General features: G+C 72.4%; 21 protein-coding genes. 13 read left to right on the top strand and 8 right to left on the bottom strand.

The window, feature by feature from the left end:
- Positions 1-206: 206 nt before the first annotated feature.
- The 6 genes from ACTIFU_RS01635 to hpf all read left to right on the top strand — a co-directional run bounded on the left by ACTIFU_RS01635 (position 207) and on the right by hpf (position 5,766).
- The gene (locus ACTIFU_RS01635; protein ID WP_439576534.1) at positions 207-1,208 is read left to right on the top strand and encodes a KpsF/GutQ family sugar-phosphate isomerase; all 1,002 of its coding nucleotides are present in this window, start codon (positions 207-209) and stop codon (positions 1,206-1,208) included.
- Positions 1,205-1,915, top strand: a complete 711-nt coding sequence (gene lptC / locus ACTIFU_RS01630; protein WP_439576533.1) for an LPS export ABC transporter periplasmic protein LptC — start codon at positions 1,205-1,207, stop codon at positions 1,913-1,915. Before ACTIFU_RS01635 ends, lptC begins: the two co-directional genes overlap by 4 nt.
- Positions 1,912-2,817: an LptA/OstA family protein gene (locus ACTIFU_RS01625; protein ID WP_439576532.1), complete on the top strand. Its 906-nt coding sequence runs from the start codon at positions 1,912-1,914 to the stop codon at positions 2,815-2,817. The genes lptC and ACTIFU_RS01625 overlap by 4 nt, the downstream gene beginning before the upstream one ends.
- Complete coding sequence (lptB, locus tag ACTIFU_RS01620; protein ID WP_439576531.1) at positions 2,814-3,599, top strand: LPS export ABC transporter ATP-binding protein; 786 nt, start codon at positions 2,814-2,816, stop codon at positions 3,597-3,599. The genes ACTIFU_RS01625 and lptB overlap by 4 nt, the downstream gene beginning before the upstream one ends.
- Positions 3,600-3,616: 17 nt before the next feature.
- Positions 3,617-5,098, top strand: coding sequence for an RNA polymerase factor sigma-54 (gene rpoN, locus ACTIFU_RS01615; RefSeq protein ID WP_439576530.1), 1,482 nt, complete (start codon positions 3,617-3,619; stop codon positions 5,096-5,098).
- Positions 5,099-5,169: 71 nt separating this feature from the next.
- Positions 5,170-5,766 (top strand): ribosome hibernation-promoting factor, HPF/YfiA family, encoded by a 597-nt coding sequence (gene hpf / locus ACTIFU_RS01610; RefSeq protein WP_439576529.1) that lies wholly within the window; start codon positions 5,170-5,172, stop codon positions 5,764-5,766.
- Positions 5,767-5,770: 4 nt separating this feature from the next.
- Here hpf and ACTIFU_RS01605 read toward each other — a convergent pair whose 3' ends face one another.
- Together ACTIFU_RS01605 and ACTIFU_RS01600 are read right to left on the bottom strand one after the other, a co-directional pair.
- Positions 5,771-6,574, bottom strand: coding sequence for a substrate-binding domain-containing protein (locus ACTIFU_RS01605; RefSeq protein ID WP_439576528.1), 804 nt, complete (start codon positions 6,572-6,574; stop codon positions 5,771-5,773).
- Between the two features lie 16 nt (positions 6,575-6,590).
- Positions 6,591-7,280, bottom strand: a complete 690-nt coding sequence (locus ACTIFU_RS01600) for an ABC transporter permease (protein WP_439576527.1) — start codon at positions 7,278-7,280, stop codon at positions 6,591-6,593.
- Between the two features lie 92 nt (positions 7,281-7,372).
- Here ACTIFU_RS01600 and ACTIFU_RS01595 point away from each other — a divergent pair, with 92 nt between their 5' ends.
- The 4 genes from ACTIFU_RS01595 (at position 7,373) to bfr (ending at position 10,852) form a co-directional block, all read left to right on the top strand.
- Positions 7,373-8,245 carry a substrate-binding domain-containing protein gene (locus tag ACTIFU_RS01595; protein WP_439576526.1) on the top strand — a complete coding sequence of 291 codons (873 nt, stop codon included), beginning with the start codon at positions 7,373-7,375 and terminating at the stop codon, positions 8,243-8,245.
- 122 nt (positions 8,246-8,367) lie between these two features.
- The gene (locus tag ACTIFU_RS01590; protein ID WP_439576525.1) at positions 8,368-9,867 is read left to right on the top strand and encodes an amidase; all 1,500 of its coding nucleotides are present in this window, start codon (positions 8,368-8,370) and stop codon (positions 9,865-9,867) included.
- A 157-nt stretch (positions 9,868-10,024) separates the two neighbouring features.
- A complete protein-coding gene (locus ACTIFU_RS01585; RefSeq protein ID WP_439576524.1) occupies positions 10,025-10,240 on the top strand; it encodes a (2Fe-2S)-binding protein in 216 nt (71 codons plus the stop codon).
- Positions 10,241-10,357: 117 nt separating this feature from the next.
- On the top strand, positions 10,358-10,852 hold the full coding sequence (bfr, locus tag ACTIFU_RS01580) for a bacterioferritin (RefSeq protein WP_439576523.1): 495 nt from the start codon (positions 10,358-10,360) through the stop codon (positions 10,850-10,852).
- 183 nt (positions 10,853-11,035) lie between these two features.
- On the opposite strand, the gene ACTIFU_RS01575 is transcribed toward bfr, so the two are convergent.
- The 3 genes from ACTIFU_RS01575 to ACTIFU_RS01565 are packed head-to-tail and all read right to left on the bottom strand — an operon-like array spanning position 11,036 to position 13,717.
- Positions 11,036-11,458, bottom strand: a complete 423-nt coding sequence (locus tag ACTIFU_RS01575; protein ID WP_439576522.1) for a hypothetical protein — start codon at positions 11,456-11,458, stop codon at positions 11,036-11,038.
- Between the two features lie 52 nt (positions 11,459-11,510).
- Positions 11,511-12,983, bottom strand: coding sequence for an ATP-binding protein (locus tag ACTIFU_RS01570; protein WP_439576521.1), 1,473 nt, complete (start codon positions 12,981-12,983; stop codon positions 11,511-11,513).
- A gap of 53 nt (positions 12,984-13,036) precedes the next feature.
- Positions 13,037-13,717, bottom strand: a complete 681-nt coding sequence (locus tag ACTIFU_RS01565; RefSeq protein WP_439576520.1) for a winged helix-turn-helix domain-containing protein — start codon at positions 13,715-13,717, stop codon at positions 13,037-13,039.
- A 211-nt stretch (positions 13,718-13,928) separates the two neighbouring features.
- Here ACTIFU_RS01565 and ACTIFU_RS01560 point away from each other — a divergent pair, with 211 nt between their 5' ends.
- Both ACTIFU_RS01560 and ACTIFU_RS01555 read left to right on the top strand, forming a co-directional pair.
- Complete coding sequence (locus ACTIFU_RS01560) at positions 13,929-14,231, top strand: hypothetical protein (RefSeq protein ID WP_439576519.1); 303 nt, start codon at positions 13,929-13,931, stop codon at positions 14,229-14,231.
- A gap of 100 nt (positions 14,232-14,331) precedes the next feature.
- Positions 14,332-15,504 carry an MFS transporter gene (locus ACTIFU_RS01555; protein ID WP_439576518.1) on the top strand — a complete coding sequence of 391 codons (1,173 nt, stop codon included), beginning with the start codon at positions 14,332-14,334 and terminating at the stop codon, positions 15,502-15,504.
- Here the strand turns inward: ACTIFU_RS01555 and hrpB are convergent.
- Together hrpB and ACTIFU_RS01545 are read right to left on the bottom strand one after the other, a co-directional pair.
- Positions 15,467-17,905 (bottom strand): ATP-dependent helicase HrpB, encoded by a 2,439-nt coding sequence (hrpB, locus tag ACTIFU_RS01550; protein WP_439576517.1) that lies wholly within the window; start codon positions 17,903-17,905, stop codon positions 15,467-15,469. The genes ACTIFU_RS01555 and hrpB overlap by 38 nt on opposite strands.
- 51 nt (positions 17,906-17,956) lie before the next feature.
- On the bottom strand, positions 17,957-18,535 hold the full coding sequence (locus ACTIFU_RS01545; RefSeq protein WP_439576516.1) for a hypothetical protein: 579 nt from the start codon (positions 18,533-18,535) through the stop codon (positions 17,957-17,959).
- Positions 18,536-18,591: 56 nt separating this feature from the next.
- Between ACTIFU_RS01545 and ACTIFU_RS01540 the strand changes: the two genes are divergently transcribed.
- Positions 18,592-19,683, top strand: a complete 1,092-nt coding sequence (locus ACTIFU_RS01540) for a mandelate racemase/muconate lactonizing enzyme family protein (protein WP_439576515.1) — start codon at positions 18,592-18,594, stop codon at positions 19,681-19,683.
- Positions 19,684-19,846: 163 nt separating this feature from the next.
- Here the strand turns inward: ACTIFU_RS01540 and ACTIFU_RS01535 are convergent, their stop codons facing one another.
- Positions 19,847-20,692 (bottom strand): diacylglycerol/lipid kinase family protein, encoded by an 846-nt coding sequence (locus ACTIFU_RS01535; RefSeq protein ID WP_439576514.1) that lies wholly within the window; start codon positions 20,690-20,692, stop codon positions 19,847-19,849.
- Between the last annotated feature and the right edge of the window lie 119 nt (positions 20,693-20,811).

Raw genomic sequence — 20,811 nt, 5'->3', positions numbered from 1 at the left:
GCGCGCGGTAGGCTGCGCCTCGCCCCGCCGCTGCCCCGCTGCCCCAGGCGCCGCGCGGGCCGCGTAAAGTGATAAAGTCGTAAAGTCGTAAAGTGGCACAGCACGGCAGACACGATCGCGTGGCTTGGCACAGGTCTTGCGTGCCACGCGCGTCGGTTCGTTGACCCGGCGCGCCCCGAGGGCCTACACCATGGCCGGGGACCATGATGAACCGCTCCGCCGTGCTGACCGTCCGGGCCGACCAGGCGCCCGCCCACGACGCCGACATCGCCGAAGCCCGCCGGGTGCTCGAAACCGAGGCCGCGGGGCTGGCGGCGCTCGCGGCCGGGCTGGACGGGGCGTTCGGCCGCGCGCTCGACCTGCTCGCCGCGGTGACGGGCCGGATCGTGGTCACCGGGATGGGCAAGTCCGGCCATGTCGGGCGCAAGATCGCGGCCACGCTCGCCTCCACCGGCGCGCCGGCGCTGTTCGTCCACCCGGCCGAGGCGAGCCACGGCGATCTCGGCATGATCACCGCGGCGGACGCGATCCTCGCGCTTTCCAACTCCGGCGAGACCCCGGAACTCTCCGACATCCTGGCCTATGCGCGGCGCTTCGCGATCCCGCTGGTCGCGGTGACGTCGCGGGGCGGCAGCACGCTCGCCCGCCACGCCGATGTCGCGCTGGTGCTGCCCGACGCGCCCGAGGCCTGTCCGATGGGGCTCGCGCCGACCACCTCGACCACGCTGATGCTGGCGCTGGGGGACGCGATCGCGGTCGCGCTGCTCGCGCGCAAGGGGTTCTCGGCGAGCGATTTCCGCCTGTTCCACCCGGGCGGGACGCTCGGCCAGCGGCTCGCCCGGGTGCGCGAGCTGATGCACACCGGGGCGGAGGTGCCGCTCGCGCCCGAAACCACGCGGATGGACGAGGCGCTGGTGACCATGACCGCGCGGCGCTTCGGCTGCCTCGGGCTGACGGACGCGGCAGGACGGCTCGCCGGCATCATCACCGACGGCGACCTGCGCCTGCACATGGAGCCCCGGCTGCTCGAACGGCGCGCGGCCGAGGTGATGACGCGCAGCCCGCGCACCATCGGTCCCGAGGCGCTGGCCGCCGAGGCGCTGCGCGAGATGAACGAGCGGCGCATCACCGCGCTGTTCGTGGTCGAGGACGGCCGCCCGATCGGCATCCTGCACGTGCATGACCTGCTGCGGGCGGGCGCGGCGTGAGCGTGGCCGCAACCTCGGACCCGGGACCAGCCCGGACGGCCCCGCGCCCCGCCCCGCGCGGACGCGCGCGCACGCTCGGTCTCGGCGGCAACCGCACGCCGCTCGACCCGGCGGCGCTGGCCCGCCGCCGCGTGGTGGTGAGGGTGCTGAAGCGCGCCCTGCCGGCCGCGGCACTCGCCGCCCTCGCCATGATCGTGCTGTGGCCCGAGTTCTCGGGGATGGAGGAGCGGGTGCGGCTCGCCTATCGCAAGCCGGACAGCGGCATCGCCGACAGCGCCCGGCTGGTGGCGCCCCGCTATGTGGGCCGGGACGAGCGGGGCCGGCCCTACGAGCTGGCCGCCGACACGGCCGAGCAGCCCTCGGGGTCCGAGACCGTCGCGCTCGCCCGGCCGGTCGGCGACATCACCCTCGAGGACGGTGCCTGGATCATGCTGCGGGCCGCCACCGGTTGGTACCAGCGCGAGCAGCGCCTGCTCGATCTCGCGGGCGAGGTCGCGCTGTTCCACGACGCCGGCTACGAGATCCGCACCGCCCGCGCGCGCATCGACCTGGCGGCGGGACGGGCCGAGGGCGACGACCCGGTCGCCGCGCAGGGCCCGCCGGGCACGCTCGACGGCACCGGGTTCCGGCTCGAGGACCAGGGCGCGGTGGTGATCTTCACCGGCCCGGCACGGATGGTGCTGGTGCCGGCGGAGGGCAGCCGATGAGGGCCGCGCTCGCGCTTGCCGCGGCGCTCACGCTCGGGGTTCCCGCGGCGGCCCAGGAACTCGCGCTCACCGGCGAGGGGCCGGTCGAGATCCTGGCCGATGACGCGATCGAGTGGCGCCGTGACGATCAGACCGTGATCGCGCGCGGCAACGCCCGGGCAAGCCGCGGCGGCACCACCGTGTTCGCAGACCGGCTGATCGCCCGCTACCGCAATCGCGAGGGTGCCCCGCCCGCCGGCGCCAGCCCGACCGGGTCGGGCGAGATCTGGCGGCTGGAGGCGGAAGGGCGGGTGCGCATCGTTGGCGGCAACGACCGCGCGGAGGCGGATCGCGCGGTCTACGACCTCGACCGCCGGGTGCTGGTGCTGACCGGCCGCGCGCTGTCGCTGACCAATGGCGCGGACCGGGTCACGGCGCGCGATGCGCTGGAGTACTGGGCCGAGACCCGCATGGCGGTCGCGCGCGGCGAGGCGGTGGTGACCTCCGAGGACCGCAGGCTCGAAGCGGATACGGTGGTCGCGTACTTCGTCGAGGCCAGCGCAGAGGCCGATCCGCCGCCTCAGGCCACGCCGGGTGCGCAGGGCCCGCGCGGGGCGAACCGACTCGACCGCGCCGAGGCGTTCGGCGATGTCCGCATCACCACCGCCAACGAGATCGTCCGCGGCGAGCGCGGCGTCTACACCCCGGGCGACGGGCTGGCGCGGGTCACGGGCAACGTGCGGATCACGCGCGGGCAGAACCAGCTCAACGGCCACTACGGCGAAGTGAACATGAAGACCGGGGTGTCGCGGCTGATGCCCAGCCCGGGCGGACGCGTGGCCGGGATGATCGTGCCCGAGGAGCGCCGTCCGCCGGCACCCGCCGCCCTGCCGCCGCCACCGGCCCCGGTGCCGCGCCGATGACCCCGCCCGACGCCGCGCCCGGCCGCGCCGACGGTCCCGCGCTGCAGGTCGTCGCCGGCAGCGGCGGTCTGGTCGCGACCAACCTGGGCAAGCGCTTCAAGAAGCGCCCGGTGGTGCGCAACGTCTCGCTCTCGGTGCAGCGGGGCGAGGCGGTCGGGCTGCTCGGGCCCAACGGCGCCGGCAAGACGACGTGCTTCTACCTGATCGTCGGGCTGGTCCGCCCGGATTACGGCCGGATCAGCCTGGACGGGGCGGACATCACCACGCTGCCGATGTACCGCCGTGCCCGCCTCGGCCTCGGCTACCTGCCGCAGGAGGCGTCGATCTTCCGCGGCCTCTCGGTCGAGGAGAACATCCGCGCGGCGCTGGAGGTGGCCGAGCCCGACCGCGACCGGCGCGAGGCGATGCTGGACGAGCTGCTGGCCGAGTTCTCGATCAGCCACCTCCGCCGCACCCCCTCGCTCGCGCTCTCGGGCGGCGAGCGGCGCCGCGTCGAGATCGCGCGCGCGCTCGCCAGTCACCCGAATTTCATTCTTTTGGATGAGCCTCTCGCCGGCATCGACCCGATCGCGGTGGGCGAGATCCGGGATCTGGTGGCGCATCTGAAGGACCGCGAGATCGGCGTGCTGATCACCGACCACAACGTGCGCGAGACCCTCGAGATCATCGACCGTGCCTACATCCTGCACGACGGCCAGGTGATGATGGAGGGCAAGCCGCAGGACATCGTCGCGCATGACGGGGTTCGCCGGGTCTATCTCGGCGAGCGGTTCTCGCTCTAGCGCGGGGCGTGTCCGGCATGGCGATCGGTCCGCGGCTCGATCTCCGCCTCGGCCAGGCGCTGGTGATGACGCCGCAGCTGCGGCAGGCGATCCAGCTGCTTCAGTTCTCCAATCTCGAGGTTCAGGCCTGGGTCGAGCAGGAGCTCGAGCGCAACCCGATGCTGGAGCGCGATGACCGCGCCGGCAGCGACGCGCCGGCAGCGCCCGCACCGGAGGACACGCCCCCGCTCGCGGATGCGCGCGAGGCGGTGGCAGCCGAGGGTGAAGCGCCGCTCGATGCCGATTTCGGCAATGTCTATGACGCCGGTGGCTCCGCCGATGGCGGCTATGCCGCGGGCCCGGGCGCCGGCGGGCGCGGCGGCCGCTCCGACTTCGAGGAGAACGGCCGCGACATCGAGGATCTGGCGGTCGAGCGCCGGTCCTTGCGCGAGCACCTCGCCGAGCAGATCCGCCTGTCGATCGCCGACCCGACCGAGCGGCTGATCGGCGCCTGTCTGATCGCGGGGCTTGATCCGGCCGGGCGGCTCGCGCTCGACCTCGACGCGCTGGCCGCGAGCCTGGGCTGCGGGCGCGATCGGATCGAGGCGGTGCTCGCGCGCATGCAGCGCTTCGACCCGCCGGGGGTGCTCGCGCGCAGCTTGCGCGAGTGCCTGGAGATCCAGCTCCGCGAGCTGAACCGCTACGACCCGGCGATGGCCGCGCTGCTCGACAACCTGGACCTGCTGGCCAAGCGGGAGATGCGCCGGCTGATGGCGGTGTGCGAGGTCGATGCGGAGGACCTCGCGGACATGGTGGCCGAGTTGAAGCGGCTCGATCCCAAGCCGGGGGCGGCGTTCGAGGCCGAGCCCGCGACCACCGTGGTGCCCGACGTGCTGATGCGCCGGTCCGAGGATGGCGGCTGGATCGTCGAGCTGAACCCCGAGACGCTGCCGCGCGTGCTGGCGAACGGCGCCTACTACGCGCGGGTCTCGTCCGGGGCGAGGTCGCGCGACGAAAAGACCTTCATCGCCGAGCACTGGGCGAACGCGACCTGGCTGGTCAAGAGCCTGGCCCAGCGCGCGAGCACGATCCTGAAGGTCGCGGCCGAGATCGTGCGCCAGCAGGATGGGTTCTTCCGCCACGGCATCACGCATCTGCGCCCGCTGATCCTGCGCGACATCGCGACTGCCGTGGAGTTGCACGAGAGTACCGTCAGCCGCGTGACCGCGAACAAGTACATCGCCACCCCGCGTGGCACGCTGGAGCTGAAGTTCTTCTTCACCACGGCGATCGCCGGCACCGATGGCGGCGATGCCCATTCCTCCGAGACCGTGCGCCATCGCATCCGCGCGCTGATCGCCGCCGAGGACTCCGAGTCGGTGCTGTCGGACGACCAGATCGTCACCATGCTCAAGCGCGAAGGTGTGGACATCGCCCGCCGCACGGTGGCCAAATACCGCGAGGGCCTTGGCATCCCATCGTCCGTGCAGCGGCGGCGGGAGAAGGCCATCCCGGCCTGACGCGGCGGACGCCGCAAGGCCGCAACCGGCGGGCCGCCCCGCAGAGCCCGCCCTGACGCGAGGGTCGAGCGATGCAGATCACGGTCTCGGGCAAGCAGGTCGATGTCGGGGAGGCGCTGAAGACCTACGTCGCCGAGCAGCTTGGGACCATCGCCGGCAAGTACTTCGACTACGCGCTGGAGACGCAGGTGGTGTTCTCCAAGGCGCGCGCCTTCTTCATGTGCGACATCACGATGCACGCCGCGCGCAACATCGTGCTGCGCGGCGAGGGCGAGGCGCAGGACGCGCATGCTGCCTTCGACGCCGCGGCCGAGCATCTCGGCAAACGGCTGCGCCGCTACCGGCGCAAGGTGAACGACCACGCGCGCGACCTCGCGCACCGCGAGCGGCCGGAGAAGGTGCGTCAGTACGTGCTCAGCCCCGGGCCGGCGGCCGAGGGGGAGGGCGAGGGCGAGACGATCGAACTCAACGGCGACCACGCCGCGGTGGTGGCGGAACTGCCGACCGAGATCGAGACTCTGACGGTGGGCGAGGCGGTGATGCGGCTCGATCTCGCCGATGCGCCGGTGCTGATGTTCCGCGACCGCAAGACCGGCTCGCTCTCGGTGGTGTACCGGCGCGATGACGGCAATATCGGCTGGATCGACCCCTCGGCGGCGAAGGCGTAGCGCGCTACGGTCCGGCGTTGGGGAAGAACAGCTGCTCGCCGTCGATCTTGTAGGCGGCGATCGCCGCCTGCCCCTCGCGCGACACCAGCCAGTCGATGAACGCCTGGCCGTCGGCGCGCTTCACATGGCTGTGGCGCTCGGGATTCACGAGCATCACGCCGTACTGGTTGAACAGGCGCCGGTCGCCCTCGACCAGGATCGTCAGATCGCCACGGTTACGGAACGAGAGCCAGGTGCCGCGATCGGTCAGCGCATAGGCGTTCATGCCGGACGCCGTGTTCAGTGTCGGCCCCATGCCGCTGCCGGTCTCGCGGTACCAGCCGCCGCCGGGCGTCACGCCGGCCGCGCGCCAGTAACGCAGTTCCGCGGCATGCGTGCCGGAGCGGTCGCCGCGGCTGGCGAACGGCGCGCCGGCGGCGGCGATGCGCTTCAGCGCCGCGATCACGTCGTTGCCCATGGCCCCGGCGGGGTCGGACGACGGCCCGACGATCACGAAGTCGTTGTACATCACCTCCAGCCGCTGAACGCCGTAGCCCTCGGCGACGAACTTCTCCTCGGCGGCGGCGTCATGCACGAACACCACATCCGCATCGCCGCGCCGCCCGACATCCAGCGCCTGGCCGGTGCCGAGTGCCACCACGCGCACCGCGATCCCGGTCTTCGCCGTGAACAGCGGCAGGATATGGCCGAACAGCCCCGACTGTTCGGTCGAGGTCGTGCTGGCTACGGTGATGAAGCGCTCCTGCGCGGCGGCCGGCAGCGCGACCAGCAACGTCGTAACGCCGGCAAGCCATGCACGACGGATCATCCTGCGGTCCTTCCTGTCAGGATCGTGGTGCGAGCGTCAGCGCCGCAGCGTTCACCGCGAGCACCAGCAGCAGCAGGATCAGACCCAGCGCGAGTGCCAGCGGCAGGTCGCCCTTCTGCGTCTCGAGCGCGATCGCGGTGGTCATGGTGCGGGTATGGCCGCGGATGTTGCCGCCGACCGTCAGGATCGCGCCGACCTCGGCGATCGCGCGGCCGAACGCGGCGAGGAACGCGGTAACGAGCGGGGCGACCGCCGCCCCCATCGCGACCCAGATCATGCGCGCCGGTCCCGCGCCGTCCACCGCCAGCGCCTCGCCGATCTCGGCCAGCACCGGGGCGAGCGCGCGGTGGGCGAGTGCCGCCGCGATCGGCGTGGTGAGCACCGACTGCGCGATCACCATCGCGGTGGGCGTGAACAGCAGGCCGAGCTCGCCGAGCGGGCCGGAGCGCGACAGCAGCAGATAGACCGCGAGCCCCGCTACGACCGGCGGCAGGCCGAGCAGCGCATTCACCGTCACCAGCGCTGCACCGCGCCCGGGGAAGCGCCCGATCGCCAGCGCCGCGCCGATCGGCACGCCCAGCGCGAAGCCGATCGCCGCCGCGCTCAGGCTGACGCGCAGGCTGAGCCCGACGATGCCGAGCAGTTCGGCATCGGCGGAGAGCAGCAGCGAGAGGGCGAGGCGCGTGGCGCCTGGGGACCCGTCCATGCGCCTGATCACATGACGACCCGAGCTGGCACCGGCAATCGCCCAGTTTCGCAAGAGTTGCCGTCATCTGCCGGTTTCTGCATAGTCGCCGCGTGCTCGATCTGCTCACCCTGCGCGAGGCCGCGGCCGCGCTGCGCCTCTCCGAGCGCGCGCTGTACGACCTGGTGCGCCGGCGCGAGGTGCCCTGCGCGCGGATCGGCGGGCGTTGGCTGTTCCCGCGCGCCACCCTCGCCGCCTGGGTGGCCGTCCGCGTGGAGGGCGCGCCGCCGTCCGATCCGCCGCCGATCCTCGCCGGCTCCGACGATCCGCTCCTCGCCTGGGCATTGCGCGAGAGCTGCTGCGGCCTCGCGCTGCTCGCCGAGGGCTCGCTCGCGGGGCTCGACGCGCTGGCCGAGGGGCGCGCGGTGCTGGCCGCGCTGCATGTGCCGGACCCGGATGGTGGCGGCTGGAACGTGCCGCTGATCGAGGCGCGACTGCCCCATGCCGCGCTGGTCGCGATCGGCTGGGCCGCGCGCACCCAGGGGCTGATTGTGCCTTCGGGCAATCCGGCCGGGCTCGCGACCGTCACCGATCTCGCCCGGCCGGGGCTGCGCGTCGCGCTGCGCCATCCGCGCTCGGGCAGCCACGCCCTGCTGACGCATCTGCTGAGCGAGGCGGGGCGTCGGCTCGATGCGCTGACGATCGGCGTGCGCGATGCGCCCGACCATGCTGCGATCGCACAAGCGGTCGCCGAGGGTCGCGCGGACGCGGGGTTCGGCATCCGCGCTGCCGCGTCCGACCCGCGCGTCATGTTCCTCCCGGTGATCGAGGAACATTTCGATCTCGTGATGCACCGGCGCGACCACTTCCGCGCTGACGTGCAGGCGCTGCTCCGCTTCGCGCGAACCCCCGCCTTCGCCGAGCGCGCCGCGCGGCTCGGCGGCTACGACGTGCGCCGCCTCGGTGAGGTGATGCTGAACCAGTAGGCCGCCCGCCGCAGCGCCTGCCGCCAGTCTCCCGCCCCGCGCAAGGTCCTCATGCGGCAACCGGTCTTGCCGAACCGGCCCGTCCGGTCGATGGTGCCCGACCGCCTGAGGGAGATCTCCGCATGAACGACATCGCTTTCGCGTCGGCGACGAAGCTTGCCGCCATGATCCGCCAGAAGAAGATCAGCAGCGCGGAACTGCTGGAGCTCTACCTGAAGCGGGTCGAGGCCTACAACCCGGCGCTGAATGCGATCGTCGTGCAGGACGTGGAGCGTGCCCGCAAGGACGCCGCCCTGCTCGACCGCCGCCTCGCGCGTGGCGACATCGCCGGGCCGCTGCACGGCGTGCCGATGACGGTGAAGGAGAGCTTCAACGTCCAGGGCCTGCCCACCACCTGGGGCGACCCCGCCTACAAGGACACCGTCGCCAAGGAGGACGCGCTCGCTGTGAGCCGGCTGCGCAGCGCCGGCGCGGTGATCTTCGGCAAGTCCAACGTGCCGCTGATGCTGGCGGACTGGCAGTCCTACAACGCGGTCTACGGCACGACCAACAACCCCTGGGACCCGACACGCACGCCCGGCGGCTCCTCGGGCGGTTCGGCCGCCGCACTGGCCGCGGGGCTCACCGGGCTCGAGATCGGCTCCGACATCGGCTCCTCGATCCGCAACCCGGCGCATTACTGCGGCGTCTACGGCCACAAGCCGAGCTTCGGCATCTGCTCGCCGCGCGGCCAGTCGCTCGGCACGATCGCGCCGTCCGACATCTCGGTGATCGGCCCGCTCGCGCGCAGCGGCGCCGATCTTATGGTTGCCCTCGACGTGATGGCCGGGCCGGATGACATCGACGCCGCCGGCTGGAAGCTCACCCTGCCGAAGCCGCGCCTGCCCGGGATCAAGGGCATGCGGATCGCGATCATGGCGAACGATCCTGTCGCGCCGGTCGACGAGGAATACGCGGGCAAGATCGAGGCGCTGGCCCGCCCGCTGAAGAAGGAGGGTGCCAGGGTCGATCTCGCCGCCCGGCCTGAGATCGACAAGGCCGAGCTGTGGAAGGTCTATGTGCTGCTGCTGCGCGCGGCCACCTCGGCGCGGCTGTCGCCCGAGCAGATCGCGCGCTGGACCGAGGAGGCGGCGAAGCGCGGCGAAGACGCTGATGGCTACATCGCGCTTATGGCGCGCGGCAACACGCTGCCGCACCGGGTCTGGCTCCAGCTGAACGAGGTCCGCCACCGGATGCGCCAGGCCTGGGCCGCGTTCTTCAGGGAGTGGGACGTGCTGCTCTGCCCGGTGGCCGCCGGCACCGCCTTCCCGCACGACCACGAGGGCGAACGCCAGGACCGGGTGATCACCGTCAATGGCGAGCCGCAGCCGACCACCACCCAGCTCTTCTGGGCCGGCATCTCGGGCGTCTGCTACCTGCCGGCGGCGGTGGCGCCGATCGGGCTCGCCAAGGGCGGGCTGCCGCTCGGCGTGCAGATCATCGCCGGGCCGTACCAGGACCGCGCCGCGATCCATCTCGCGACCCTGATGGAGAAGGCGGTGCGCGGCTTCCGCCCGCCGCCGGGCTACGAGGCGGACACGCCGGAGGAGAAGGCCGAGGCCAAGGAGGCGGTGGCCGCCTGATGCGAGCGGCCGGTGTCGGTGATCCCGGCACCGGCCCGTTGATCCACCGCATGGCGGGATGCGGCGGCGCCGGCGAGAAACCGCGCCGCAACATCGGCAACCGAATCGCAAATGCGAACCAGTTGCAATCGACGTCGCGGGGGAGTAGAAGCCCGTCATGCTCGTCTGTCTCTGCAACGGCCTGTCGGACCAGGCCATCCGTGCCGCCGCCGAGAACGGCGCGACCTGCTGCAAGGGGGTGTGGGCGCGCTGCGGCTGCCGCCCCGATTGCGGCATATGCGGGCAGGTGATCCGCGACATCGTCGCCGACCATCACGCCCGCCCGCGCGGCCATGCGGTGCCCGCGGTCGTGCTCGCGCCGGCGAAGGACTAGCCGGGCTGCGACCGCGTCGCACTCTTAACCACTTGATTTCACACGCGTTGTTCTTGACGTAGGGCGCGCTCCATCCTCTCCTTGCAGCCCGGCTAGGCCACAGGAGCGGAGCGTGCGATGAAGGGCGACCCGAAGGTCATCGAGTACCTGAACACGGTGCTCACCAACGAGCTCACCGCGATCAACCAGTACTTCCTGCACGCGCGGATGCTCGACAACTGGGGCGTCACCAAGCTCGGCAAGCTCGAATACGGTGAAAGCATCGAGGAGATGCAGCACGCCGACAAACTGATCGAGCGCATCCTGTTTCTCGAAGGCATCCCCAACGTGCAGCGGCTGAACAAGGTGCTGATCGGCGAGACCGTCGAGGAGATCCTCAAATGCGACAAGGCGATCGAGGAGAAGGCGATGGCCGATCTGCGCGAGGCCATCCCCTACTGCGAGAGCGTGCGCGACTTCCCCTCGCGTGACCTGCTCGCCGGGATCCTGCGCGACGAGGAGCACCACATCGACTTCATCGAGACGCAGTTCGAGCTGATCGCGCGGATCGGCATCCAGAACTACATCCAGCTCAACAGCGGCGCGGCGGGCGAAGGCAAGGCAGAGGACTGATACCCGGCTGCCAAAGGTTTGACCTTTGGCAGCCGGGTATCGCGCGCGGGGCTGGTGGGGCGGCCGCGCGCGAAACCAACCTCATACCAGCCCGCCGAAGGTCAAGCCCTGGGCGGGCTGGTATGAAGGACGCGGGGGCCAAGGGCCGCAAGGCCCTTGCCCCCGTACCCCCCATCCCGGGACCTATCCCGCCAGCGGGTTCAGCCGTGCCGACACCGGCGCCACCGCAGCGTCACTCGCGACCAGCAGTCGCACGAGTCGCGCCAGGAACAGCACGGCGCCGGCGAACCACACGAGCGAGGCCGCGATCGCGAGACCCGGCGCGTCCTGCGTCACGGCGAGATAGATGCCGGCCGGAAAGACCACCGCCGAGCCTGCCGACAGGCCGTACTGCGCCCAGGCGGCCGCCCGGCTGTGCAGCAGTTCCGGATAGACGCGCAGCGTCAGTCCCATCAGCGCGAGCGACGTCCAGCCGAGCAGGTTCAGGTGCGCATGCACCGGGCCGAGCGAGAAGTCATGGGTGATCCCCATCGCGATGCCCAGGCCGACGCCGACCAGCAGGCACGCGGCGGCCGTCGAGAGGAACAACAGAGGCAGCTTGGACACGGGGCAGGACTCCGAAACGTTGCACGGCCGCGTGATCTGCGTCCGACGTGTTTCAGCCCGATGTCTGCCCGCCGGGCGCCGCGCCGACCGGCACGCGGTCCTGCCCTGCCTCCGCCGCGCGGCTCGGCGCCCGGCGCCGCTGGACGTCTGCCGAGCGGGCGAGCCGCGGCACCTCACCCGACGCGAGCCGCAGCACCGCGCGCAGACCCGGCCCGCCCTTCGGATCGCTCTCGAAGTCGAGCGTGCCGGCATGCAGATGCGCCACCGCCTCGACCAGCGTCAGCCCGAGTCCCGAGCCGGGCGTGCCGCGGCTCGCCTCCGCGCGATAGAAGCGCTCGGTCACGCGCGGCCGTTCCGTTTCCGGAATCCCGGGACCGGTGTCGGCGACGACGATCTCGACCGTCTCCTCGCGGCGGGCGGCGGCGAGCTGCACGAGCCCGCCAGGCGGCGTGAACTTGATCGCGTTGTCCAGCAGATTCGCCACCGCCTGCAGTACCAGGTCGCGGTCGCCGACCATGACGAGCCCGGCGGTCGGCGCCGCATCCAGCCGAATATCCTTCTCCTCCGCCACCGCCTCGTACAGCTCCGCGGCATCCGCGAGCAGCGTCGAGAGGTCGAACGGCGCAAAGGCCGATCGGCGCGCGCCGGCCTCGATCTCGGCGATGCGCAGGATCGCCTGGAACACCGCGATGATGCCGTCGAGCTCGGCGATGCCGCGCTCCATCGCGGCGCGGAGCTCGGCCTCGTCCGCCGCCTCGCGCAGCGCCTCCTCGAGCCGCGCACGGGTGCGTGCGATCGGCGTGCGCAGATCATGCGCGATCGCGTTCGAGACCTGGCGCACGCCATGCATCAGTCCGCTGATCCGGTCCAGCATGCCATTGAAGGTGCGCGCGAGCTCGTCGAACTCGTCATCTGCGCCGGTCAGCGGCACGCGACGCGACAGGTCGCCATGGCCGATCGCCGCCGCAGTGACCGCCACCTGATCGATCCGCCTCTGCAACACGCGCTGCACCAGCACGCCTCCCAGCGTCGCCAGCACGACGGCCAGAGCGGAGCCGTACAGCACCGCGTCGGCGACCAGCTCGCGCAGGCGCAGCCGGCTGGCGACGTCGCGGCCGACGATCAGGCGGTAACCACCGCCAAGCTCCATGCCATGGAGACGCCCGGTCGAGGTGATGCCGTCGTGCCAGATGGGTGCCTCGATTCCCTGCGCGTCGATCGGCAGGCCGACCGGCCAGGAATCGAGATTGCCGGCGATCGATCTGCCGTCCGGTCCGATGAGGAGAAAGACCTCCTCCTCGTCCGAGTCCTCGGCAAGCCGCTGCGCGACCGTGCGGATGATCGCATCGATCCCGCCATCGTCGAACCGCGTGGTCATCAGCGCGACGTCGTTGCGCAGCGACTGGTCCACCTGGCGGTTCAGGTAGCCGGCCGTGTTCCACCAGAAGAAGCCGCCGAGTGCTGCGCCGGAGGCAATCAGCAGCACCGCATGCAGCGCGGCGATCCGGAAGCCGAGCGAGCGCACCAGGCGAAGCAGGGGACTGTCGCCCCTTGGTCTCGGCAGGTGCGCGCCCGTGCTCACTGGTCGGTGCGCAGCATGTAGCCGGCGTTGCGCACGGTATGGATCAGCGGAAAGGCGAAGCCGCGATCGATCTTCTGGCGCAGCCGCGACACATGCACGTCGATCACGTTCGTCTGCGGGTCGAAATGATAATCCCACACCGCCTCGAGCAGCATGGTCCGTGTCACCACCTGGCCTGCATTGCGCAGCAGGAACTCCAGCAGGCGGAACTCGCGCGGCTGCAGCTCGATCGTGCGGCCCGCGCGCTTCACGCTGCGCGCGAGCAGGTCCATCTCGAGATCGGCGATCGCGAGCCGGGTCACCGGCCCCTCGCCGCGCGCCCGCCGCCCCAGCGCCTCGATCCGCGCGAGGAGCTCGGTGAACGCGAAGGGCTTGGTCAGGTAGTCGTCTCCGCCCGCCTTCAGCCCCTTCACCCGATCGTCCACCTGGGCGAGCGCGGAGAGGAACAGCACCGGCACCTTCGAGCCGGTGGCGCGCAGCGTCTCGAGCAGGCGCAGCCCGTCCATGCCGCCGGGCAGCATCCGGTCCAGCACGATCAGGTCGTAGTTCTCGGAGGCGGCGAGAAACAAGCCGTCGCGGCCGTTGTCGGCCTGGTCGATCACGTGGCCGCTTTCCTTGAGCCCCTTCGCGACGAACCGCGAAACGTCTTTGTCGTCCTCGACCAGCAGGATGCGCATCAGGCGCTCCAGAAAGAGTGAACGAAGGGCGGCGGCGCCGCCGGCGTGATTATATCCCGCCTCAGGTCCGTACCCCAGGGGCCCCTGGGCGGCGCTGGTCGTCCCGCGCTGCGGTGTCACGGTCCGGTCACGGAGCACAGTCCCATACGCGCCCGCAGGATCTTGGGGTAGCATCCGACCTCGCGGAGACAACCGCGAGGAGGCAATCCCGATGGCGCGCGAGACAAAGACCGCTCCGCTGGACGGCGGCGTTCCCGAGGCGATGCTGGCGATGGGGCTGCACATGGTCGAGAGCCGGGTCAGCCTGTTCGGCGACCTTGCGACGTGCGGCTCCGCGGTGGAGGCGAGCGAGACCATCAGCCGCTGGTGGGGCCGGCGCGTGGAGGAATTCAGCGCCGACCAGGCGCGGCTCATGGAGGCGTGGATGACCTCGATGGCCCGCACCGCGTCGCTGGCCACGGACACGCTTGCGGTGGCGAACGGCGACCCCAAGCCCGGCAAGCCGGCAGCCTGACCGGCGCCTGAGCCGGCCCCGCGCGGCGCCGTTCGCGCGGGGTTGCACCGCAGCATGACGCGCGTAGGGTGGCAGAACCCTTCGCCACCGGGTTCCGGCCGTGTCGCTTGCCCTCACCGCCACGCTCGCCATGCTGGTGCAGCAGGCCTTCGCGACCTTCACCCGCGGGGTCGTGCCGGTTCTGGCCCCGCCGATCGGCGCCGAGCTCGGCATCGATCCGTCCCATGCCGGCAGCTACACTGCGCTCGCCGCTGCCGCGGCGATGATCGGCACGGTCGGGGTCGGCGGGTTCCTGCGGCGCTACGGCGGGTTCCGCGTCAGCCAGGTCTCGCTCGCGATCGCCGGCCTCGGCGTCGCGTTCGGCGCGCCCTCGGGCATCATCGCGATCGCGATCGGCGGGGTCCTGGTCGGGTTCGGCTCGACGGTCTCGACGCCGGCGTCCTCGCATGTGCTCGCCCGCGTGGTGCCGCGGCGCCAGCAGCCGCTCTATTTCAGCATCAAGCAGACCGGCGTGCCGCTCGGCGTGGCGATGACAGGCGCGCTCGCGCCGGCCTTCGCGTCCGTCGCCGGCTGGCGCGGCTCGCTCTGGCTCTCGGCGCTGGTCTGCATCGTCTTCGCGGTCGTGCTCGAACCCTGGCGCGCGCGCTGCGACACCGACCGCGACGCTTCCGCGCCGCTCGGGCTCAGCGCGATCGGCGAGACCATCCGCTCGGCCTGGAGCCCGGGCGTCGGCACGATCACGGCGATGGCGATGTGCTATGTCGGGCTGCAATTCGTGCACACCACTTTCGTCGTGGTGTTCCTGGTCGAGACCCAGGGCCGCAGCCTCGCCGCGGCCGGAGCCCTGTTCAGCATCGGCACGCTGGTCGCGATCCCGGGCCGCATCCTCTGGGGCTGGCTCGGCGGACGCCACGTGCCGCCGCGGCGGCTGCTCGCCGGGATCGGGCTCGGCACCGCCCTGGCGTTCGTTTCGCTTGCCGTGCTGCCGGCGGCCGCCGCGGACGCGCTCGTGCTCGCGGCGATCGTGCTCAATTCCGCGACCGTGATGGCCTTCCATGGGCTGATGCTGGCCGAGGTCGCGCGACTGTCCCCGCCGGGCCGCGCCGGGTCGGTCACCGGCGGGGTGCTGTTCTTCACCCAGATCGGCCAGATCGTCCTGCCACCGCTGTTCGGGCTGCTTGCGCTCGCCGCCGGCTACCGCATCGCCTGGCTGGTGTTCGCCGTCCCGGCCGTGCTCATGGGGCTCTGGCTCTGGCGGGAACCGCGTTCGTAGGGTCCTCCGGCCAGGCGTGCTTCGGGTAGCGCCCGCGCATCGCCCGGCGCACCTCCGCCCAGCCGCCGCGCCAGAACGCGCCGAGATCGCCTGTGACCGCGATCGGCCGCCCCGCCGGCGACAGGAGTTCGACCTGCACCGGCACCCGCCCGCCGGCGAGGCGCGGCGTCGCCGCGAGCCCGAACAGCGCCTGTGCGCGCGCCGAGACCGTCGGGGGGGCGCGTGTGTAGTCGATGGCCGCGCGGCCCTGCGGCAAGGGAAGATGGGTCGGCAGCGCGGCGTCGAGCGTGGCCGCGCGCGCGCCGAGCATCCCGCGCAGGATCGCGGCGATGTCGAGCCGGGCAAGCTCGCCGAGGCTCCGCAGCCCGGCGAGCTGAGGCGCGAGCCAGTCTTCGAGCGTGGCCGCGAGCGCGCCGTCGGAGAGGTCCGGCCAGCCCGGCTCGAGCGCGGCCATGCGCGCCACACGCGCCTGGAGGTTGCGCGCGGTCGCGGTCCAGGGCAGCGCGCCGAGCCCGCGCGCGCGCACCCCGGCACAGAGCCCGCGCGCCAGCAGCGCGGCGTCCGGCTCGGCGACCGGCGCCTCGTCCAGCACCAGCGCGTCGAGCATGCGCCGGCGCCGCGCGCGCACCGCGCCGGCCTGGTCGTCCCAGGATACGTCCTCGGTCGTGACGATGCGCCCGGCGGCGAGCGTCTCGACCGCGTCGCGGGTGAGCGGTGCGGCGAGCCGGAGGCGCGCATCGGTGCCGGTGAGATCGAGCGCGGCGACCGCGAGGAACGGCGCACGCGCGAGCGGATCGGCGGTCGAGAGCCGCGCGCCGCGGCCGTTCGCGAGCAGGAACGCCCCGGCCTCGCCGCGCGCCATCGCGATCCGGTCGGGGAACGCCTCGGCCAGCAGCGTCCCGGCGCGGTCCGGATCGCCCGCGCGCGCGGCGATGCCGAGGCGCCTGCGGTACTGCGCGGCCGCGCGCACTGCTGCCGTCGAAAGCCGGTCGAGGCGCAGCCGGAGATCCGCGGGGGCGTCGTTGCCGCGCAGCGGATCGCGCTCCTCCAACGCGGCCGCCAGGTCGGCCGCCAGCGCCGCCTGGTCCTCGCCCCGTTCGCGCGCCACGACCATCATCGCCGCCAGCCGCGGATGCGCCCCCAGCCGCGCCATTGCCCGCCCGCGCGGCGTGATCGCGCCTGCCCGATCGAGCGCGCCGAGCGCGCGCAGGAGGTCGCGGCCGGCCGCCAGCGCGCCCGCGGGTGGCGGATCGAGGAACGGCAGCGCCGTGGGCTCCGCACCCCAGGCCGCGAGGTCGAGCGCGAGCGGGCAAAGATCGGCGTCCAGGATCTCGGGCCGGTCGACGGCGGCGAGGCCGCGATGCACCGCCTCGGTCCAGAGCCGGAACACCACGCCCGGCCCGAGCCGCCCGGCGCGGCCTGCACGCTGCTCGGCCGCTGCTCGGCTGATCCGCACCGTGGCGAGCCGCGTCAGCCCCGAGCCGGGATCGAAGCGCGGTGTGCGCCGGTATCCGCTGTCGACCACCGCGGTCACGCCCTCGACGGTGAGGCTCGTCTCGGCGATCGCGGTGGCGAGGATGACCTTGCGCCGCCCTTCGGCATCGGGGCGCAGCGCGAGGTCCTGCGCCTCGGGCGGCAACTCGCCGTGCAGCGGGCGCACGACCGCGGGCGCATCCGCGAGTGCGGCCTCGGCGCGGCGGATCTCGGCCATGCCGGGCAGGAACACGAGGATGTCGCCGGCCGTCTCGGCGAGCGCGCGGCGCGCGGCGGCGGCCGCTGCCTCAGGCAGGCCCCGGGCGTCGTGATCGCGCACGGCCCAGCGCACGGTGACCGGGAACATCCTCCCCATGCTCTCGGTCACTGGCGCATCGAGCAGCCGCGCGAATGCCGCGCCGTCCAGCGTGGCGCTCATCGCCACCAGACGCAGCTCCGGCCGCACCGCCTGGAGATCGCGCGTCAGCGCGAGCGCGAGATCGGCATCGAGCGAGCGCTCGTGCACCTCGTCGAACACCACCGCGGCGACGTTCGAGAGGCCCGGGTCGGATTGCAGCCGGCGCACCAGCAGCCCTTCCGTGACGACCTCGATCCGTGTCGAAGGTGAGACGGCGGCGTCGAGCCGCGTGCGCAGCCCGACGGTCGCACCCACCTGTTCGCCGAGCAGCGAGGCCATGCGGCGGGCGGCCGCGCGCGCCGCGACCCGGCGCGGCTCCAGCACGACGATGCGCGAGCCCGCATCACGCCAGGACGCGTGCAGCAGCGCGAGCGGCACGACCGAGGTCTTGCCCGCGCCCGGCGGGGCCACCAGCACGGCGTTGCCGCGGCCGAGCGCGGCGAGGAGCGCCGGCAGCGCCTCGGCGACGGGCAGGGCTGCGACGCTGGTCGGAAGGGCGGCGGGGACCACGCGACCTGGATAGCCGTGCGCCGCCCCTTCCTCCAGCCCTGATGCGCCAGGCTACAGCCCCCGCGGGTTGCCGGGCAGGATGCGGAACGTGCTGATCACCGCACCGGTGTCGCGATCGACGCCGCGGAACGTCTCGCCGTCGCGGAAGATGCGCCCGCAGGCTTCCGCGCCGTCCCGCTGGATCCGCCAGGACGAGCACGCCTTGCCGTCGCGCAGCACGATCCGCCCCTCGTCACGGCCGCTGCTCCGCATGGTCTGCCAGGCCATCCGTTGCGTGCCGTCCTCGGCGACGTAGATCGCGAAGTCCGCACCGCGGCTGGAGACTCCCACGAGCGTGTTGCCCCGGGCCAGGGTGAGGTACGCCTCGCCGTCCAGTTCCTCGCCCGGCGCGGGCTGTGCGGCCGCCGCGGGCTGCGGGGGCGCGGCAGTGACCGGACTTGGCTGATCCGGCGCACAGGCGGCAACCAGAATGACCGCCAGGACGGCGGCACTTGATGAAATCCTCATTGCATTGTCTCCCGACCGGTCGGCTCGATTGCCGACCGTTCCGATATCATCGCATATGATGCGATATCGGATCAAGATGATATCGTTACATAATCGCGTCCACGCCTCCGGCTCGCCCGGCACGGCGACGCATGCTACGAGTCCGAACCACGACCGGACCAGAACGGGGCCCCAGATCCATGAGCGAGATCCATCGCATCGATGCCGTCCTCTACCGGATCCCTCTCCCCGTCGCGCTCTCCGACAGCACGCACCACACGATCACGCATTTCCAGTTGATCACCGTCACGCTCACCGACGCCGACGGCGCGACCGGCCTCGGCTACACCTACACCGTGGACTCGGGCGGCGCGGCGGTGCTGGCGCTGATCCACAACGACCTCGCACCCGTTGTGATCGGCCAGGACGCTGACCGGATCGAGGCGACCTGGCAGGCGATGTGGTGGCGGCTGCATTTCGGCGGCCGCGGCGGGCAGACCAGCCTCGCGGTCTCGGCGATCGACATCGCGCTGTGGGACCTCGCGGCGAAGCGCGCGAACGCGCCGCTCTGGCGCCATCTCGGCGGGTTCGATCCTGCCGTGCCCTGCTACGCCGGCGGCATCGATCTCGACTTCCCGCTCGACCGCCTGCTTGCCCAGGCCGATGACTTCCAGGCCCAGGGCTTCCGCGCGATCAAGATGAAGGTCGGCCGGCCGTCGCTGCGCCAGGACGTCGAGCGTGTCGCGGCGATGCGCGCGCATCTCGGCGACGACTTCCCGCTGATGGCGGATGCCAACATGCGCTGGACGGCCGACGAGGCGATCCGCGCCGCGCGCGCGCTCCAGCAGTACGGCCTGGTGTGGCTGGAGGAGCCGACCATCCCCGACGACATCGCCGGCCAGGCGCGGATCGTGCGCGAGGGCGGCCACCCGATCGCCGCCGGCGAGAACTTGAAGTCGCTCTGGGAGTTCAAGGAGCTGATCGCCGTCGGCGGCGTGACGTTCCCCGAGCCTGATGTCGCGATTGTCGGAGGCGTGACGGTGTTCATGAAGGTCGCGGCGCTTGCCGAGGCGTTCAATCTGCCGGTCACCTCGCACGGCGTGCACGACCTGACCGTGCATTTGCTCGCGGCCGCGCCGAACCGGTCGTATCTGGAGGTGCACGGCTTCGGGCTCGACCGCTTCATTGCAGAACCGATTGAGATCGTCGAGGGCCGCGCGATCGCGCCCGATCGGCCGGGCCACGGCGTCGCGTTCGATGCCGCGGCGCTGGAGACGTTCCGGACAGGCTGACGGCCCGACTCCGGAGGGTTCATACCGGCCGCGGTCGGCGGAGGAGCAGCGGGACGGTCGCAAGGTGAAGGACGGCGAGGGCGTTCCGGATGACGCCGGAGCGTCGACGACCCCAAGCCGCATGCCGAGCGTGTACGCCCTGCGGGTGTCGGCCTCGGCCCCGTCAGCGGGAGGCGTTGGCGCGGCGCGGGTCAGCCTTGCCCGCGCCATGGCACACCGCGTCCGTGCGGCCCCTCCCCCCTTCCGCCACCTTGGCGGACTGGCGGTCGAGACGATCGGCCGTCGGTGTGGCTGCAGTCGCCACATGGTGCACAATGACCGCGATCCGGCTCGCCGCATCCGCGACCGTCACCGGCGTCATGCCGATCAGGTCGCCGTCGGCCTGCACCGGCAGCCCCGCCGGTGCGGCGATCTCCAGCGTCGCCACACGATGTCGGGCAACCCCGGGCAGCCGCGGCAGCAGGCCGACCGGCAGGGTGAGCCCCGCCCGCAGGGCCGGCCACCAGCCGCCGCGCTCGAACACGCAGGCCGAAAGGCCCGGCGTGTCGGGCGCGGCCTCGGGCGCGAGCAGGAAGCGCCCGCCGTAGAACCGGCCCTTGGTCGCGATCACCTGCGCCCCCTCCGCGAAGGTGCCGTCCAGCGCGAGGCTGAGACGCGGGAACGACCAGCGCGCGATCTGGCGCAGCGTCTCGACCACATAGGCGCCCTTGCCGATCCGCCGCTTGAGCGCGCCGTTCAGTGATGCCACCACTGCCGCGTCGAGCCCGACGCCGAGCATCTGCACGAACAGCCTGGCGCGTCCGTCGGCGAACCGTGCCCGGCCGGGAATGACGTGGCGCACCTGTCCGCCCTTCAGCGCTGCCGCGATCGCTGCGGCGCCGAACGCCAGGCCAAGTTCGTGGGCGAACACATTCGCCGTGCCGATCGGGATCACGCCGAGCCGCGCGTCGCTGCCGGCAATTCCATTCACCACCTCGGCGATCGTGCCGTCGCCGCCGGCGGCAACCACCAGGGTCTCGCCGGCCGCCCCCCCCCCGCCCCCCCCTTGCGCGGCCTGACCCCGCGCGGCGGGGGGGGGGCCCGGGTCACCGCTCCCCGCCGGGGGGGCCGCGACCGCCCCCCCCGCCA

The sequence above is a fragment of the Elioraea sp. genome, from assembly GCF_051860475.1.
Classification (GTDB): Bacteria; Pseudomonadota; Alphaproteobacteria; order Acetobacterales; family Acetobacteraceae; genus Elioraea.
This window is presented reverse-complemented; position numbering and strand designations above follow the sequence as displayed.

What these genes read in the sequence shown, in the direction of transcription:
- hpf (WP_439576529.1), top strand. Translation starts at nt 5,170, where the DNA reads ATGCAGATCACGGTCTCGGGCAAGCAGGTCGATGTCGGGGAGGCGCTG.
- lptB (WP_439576531.1), top strand. Translation starts at nt 2,814, where the DNA reads ATGACCCCGCCCGACGCCGCGCCCGGCCGCGCCGACGGTCCCGCGCTG.
- rpoN (WP_439576530.1), top strand. Translation starts at nt 3,617, where the DNA reads ATGGCGATCGGTCCGCGGCTCGATCTCCGCCTCGGCCAGGCGCTGGTG.
- ACTIFU_RS01635 (WP_439576534.1), top strand. Translation starts at nt 207, where the DNA reads ATGAACCGCTCCGCCGTGCTGACCGTCCGGGCCGACCAGGCGCCCGCC.
- bfr (WP_439576523.1), top strand. Translation starts at nt 10,358, where the DNA reads ATGAAGGGCGACCCGAAGGTCATCGAGTACCTGAACACGGTGCTCACC.
- ACTIFU_RS01565 (WP_439576520.1), bottom strand. Translation starts at nt 13,717, where the DNA reads ATGCGCATCCTGCTGGTCGAGGACGACAAAGACGTTTCGCGGTTCGTC.
- ACTIFU_RS01590 (WP_439576525.1), top strand. Translation starts at nt 8,368, where the DNA reads ATGAACGACATCGCTTTCGCGTCGGCGACGAAGCTTGCCGCCATGATC.
- ACTIFU_RS01605 (WP_439576528.1), bottom strand. Translation starts at nt 6,574, where the DNA reads ATGATCCGTCGTGCATGGCTTGCCGGCGTTACGACGTTGCTGGTCGCG.
- ACTIFU_RS01600 (WP_439576527.1), bottom strand. Translation starts at nt 7,280, where the DNA reads ATGGACGGGTCCCCAGGCGCCACGCGCCTCGCCCTCTCGCTGCTGCTC.
- ACTIFU_RS01625 (WP_439576532.1), top strand. Translation starts at nt 1,912, where the DNA reads ATGAGGGCCGCGCTCGCGCTTGCCGCGGCGCTCACGCTCGGGGTTCCC.
- ACTIFU_RS01585 (WP_439576524.1), top strand. Translation starts at nt 10,025, where the DNA reads ATGCTCGTCTGTCTCTGCAACGGCCTGTCGGACCAGGCCATCCGTGCC.
- ACTIFU_RS01540 (WP_439576515.1), top strand. Translation starts at nt 18,592, where the DNA reads ATGAGCGAGATCCATCGCATCGATGCCGTCCTCTACCGGATCCCTCTC.
- ACTIFU_RS01560 (WP_439576519.1), top strand. Translation starts at nt 13,929, where the DNA reads ATGGCGCGCGAGACAAAGACCGCTCCGCTGGACGGCGGCGTTCCCGAG.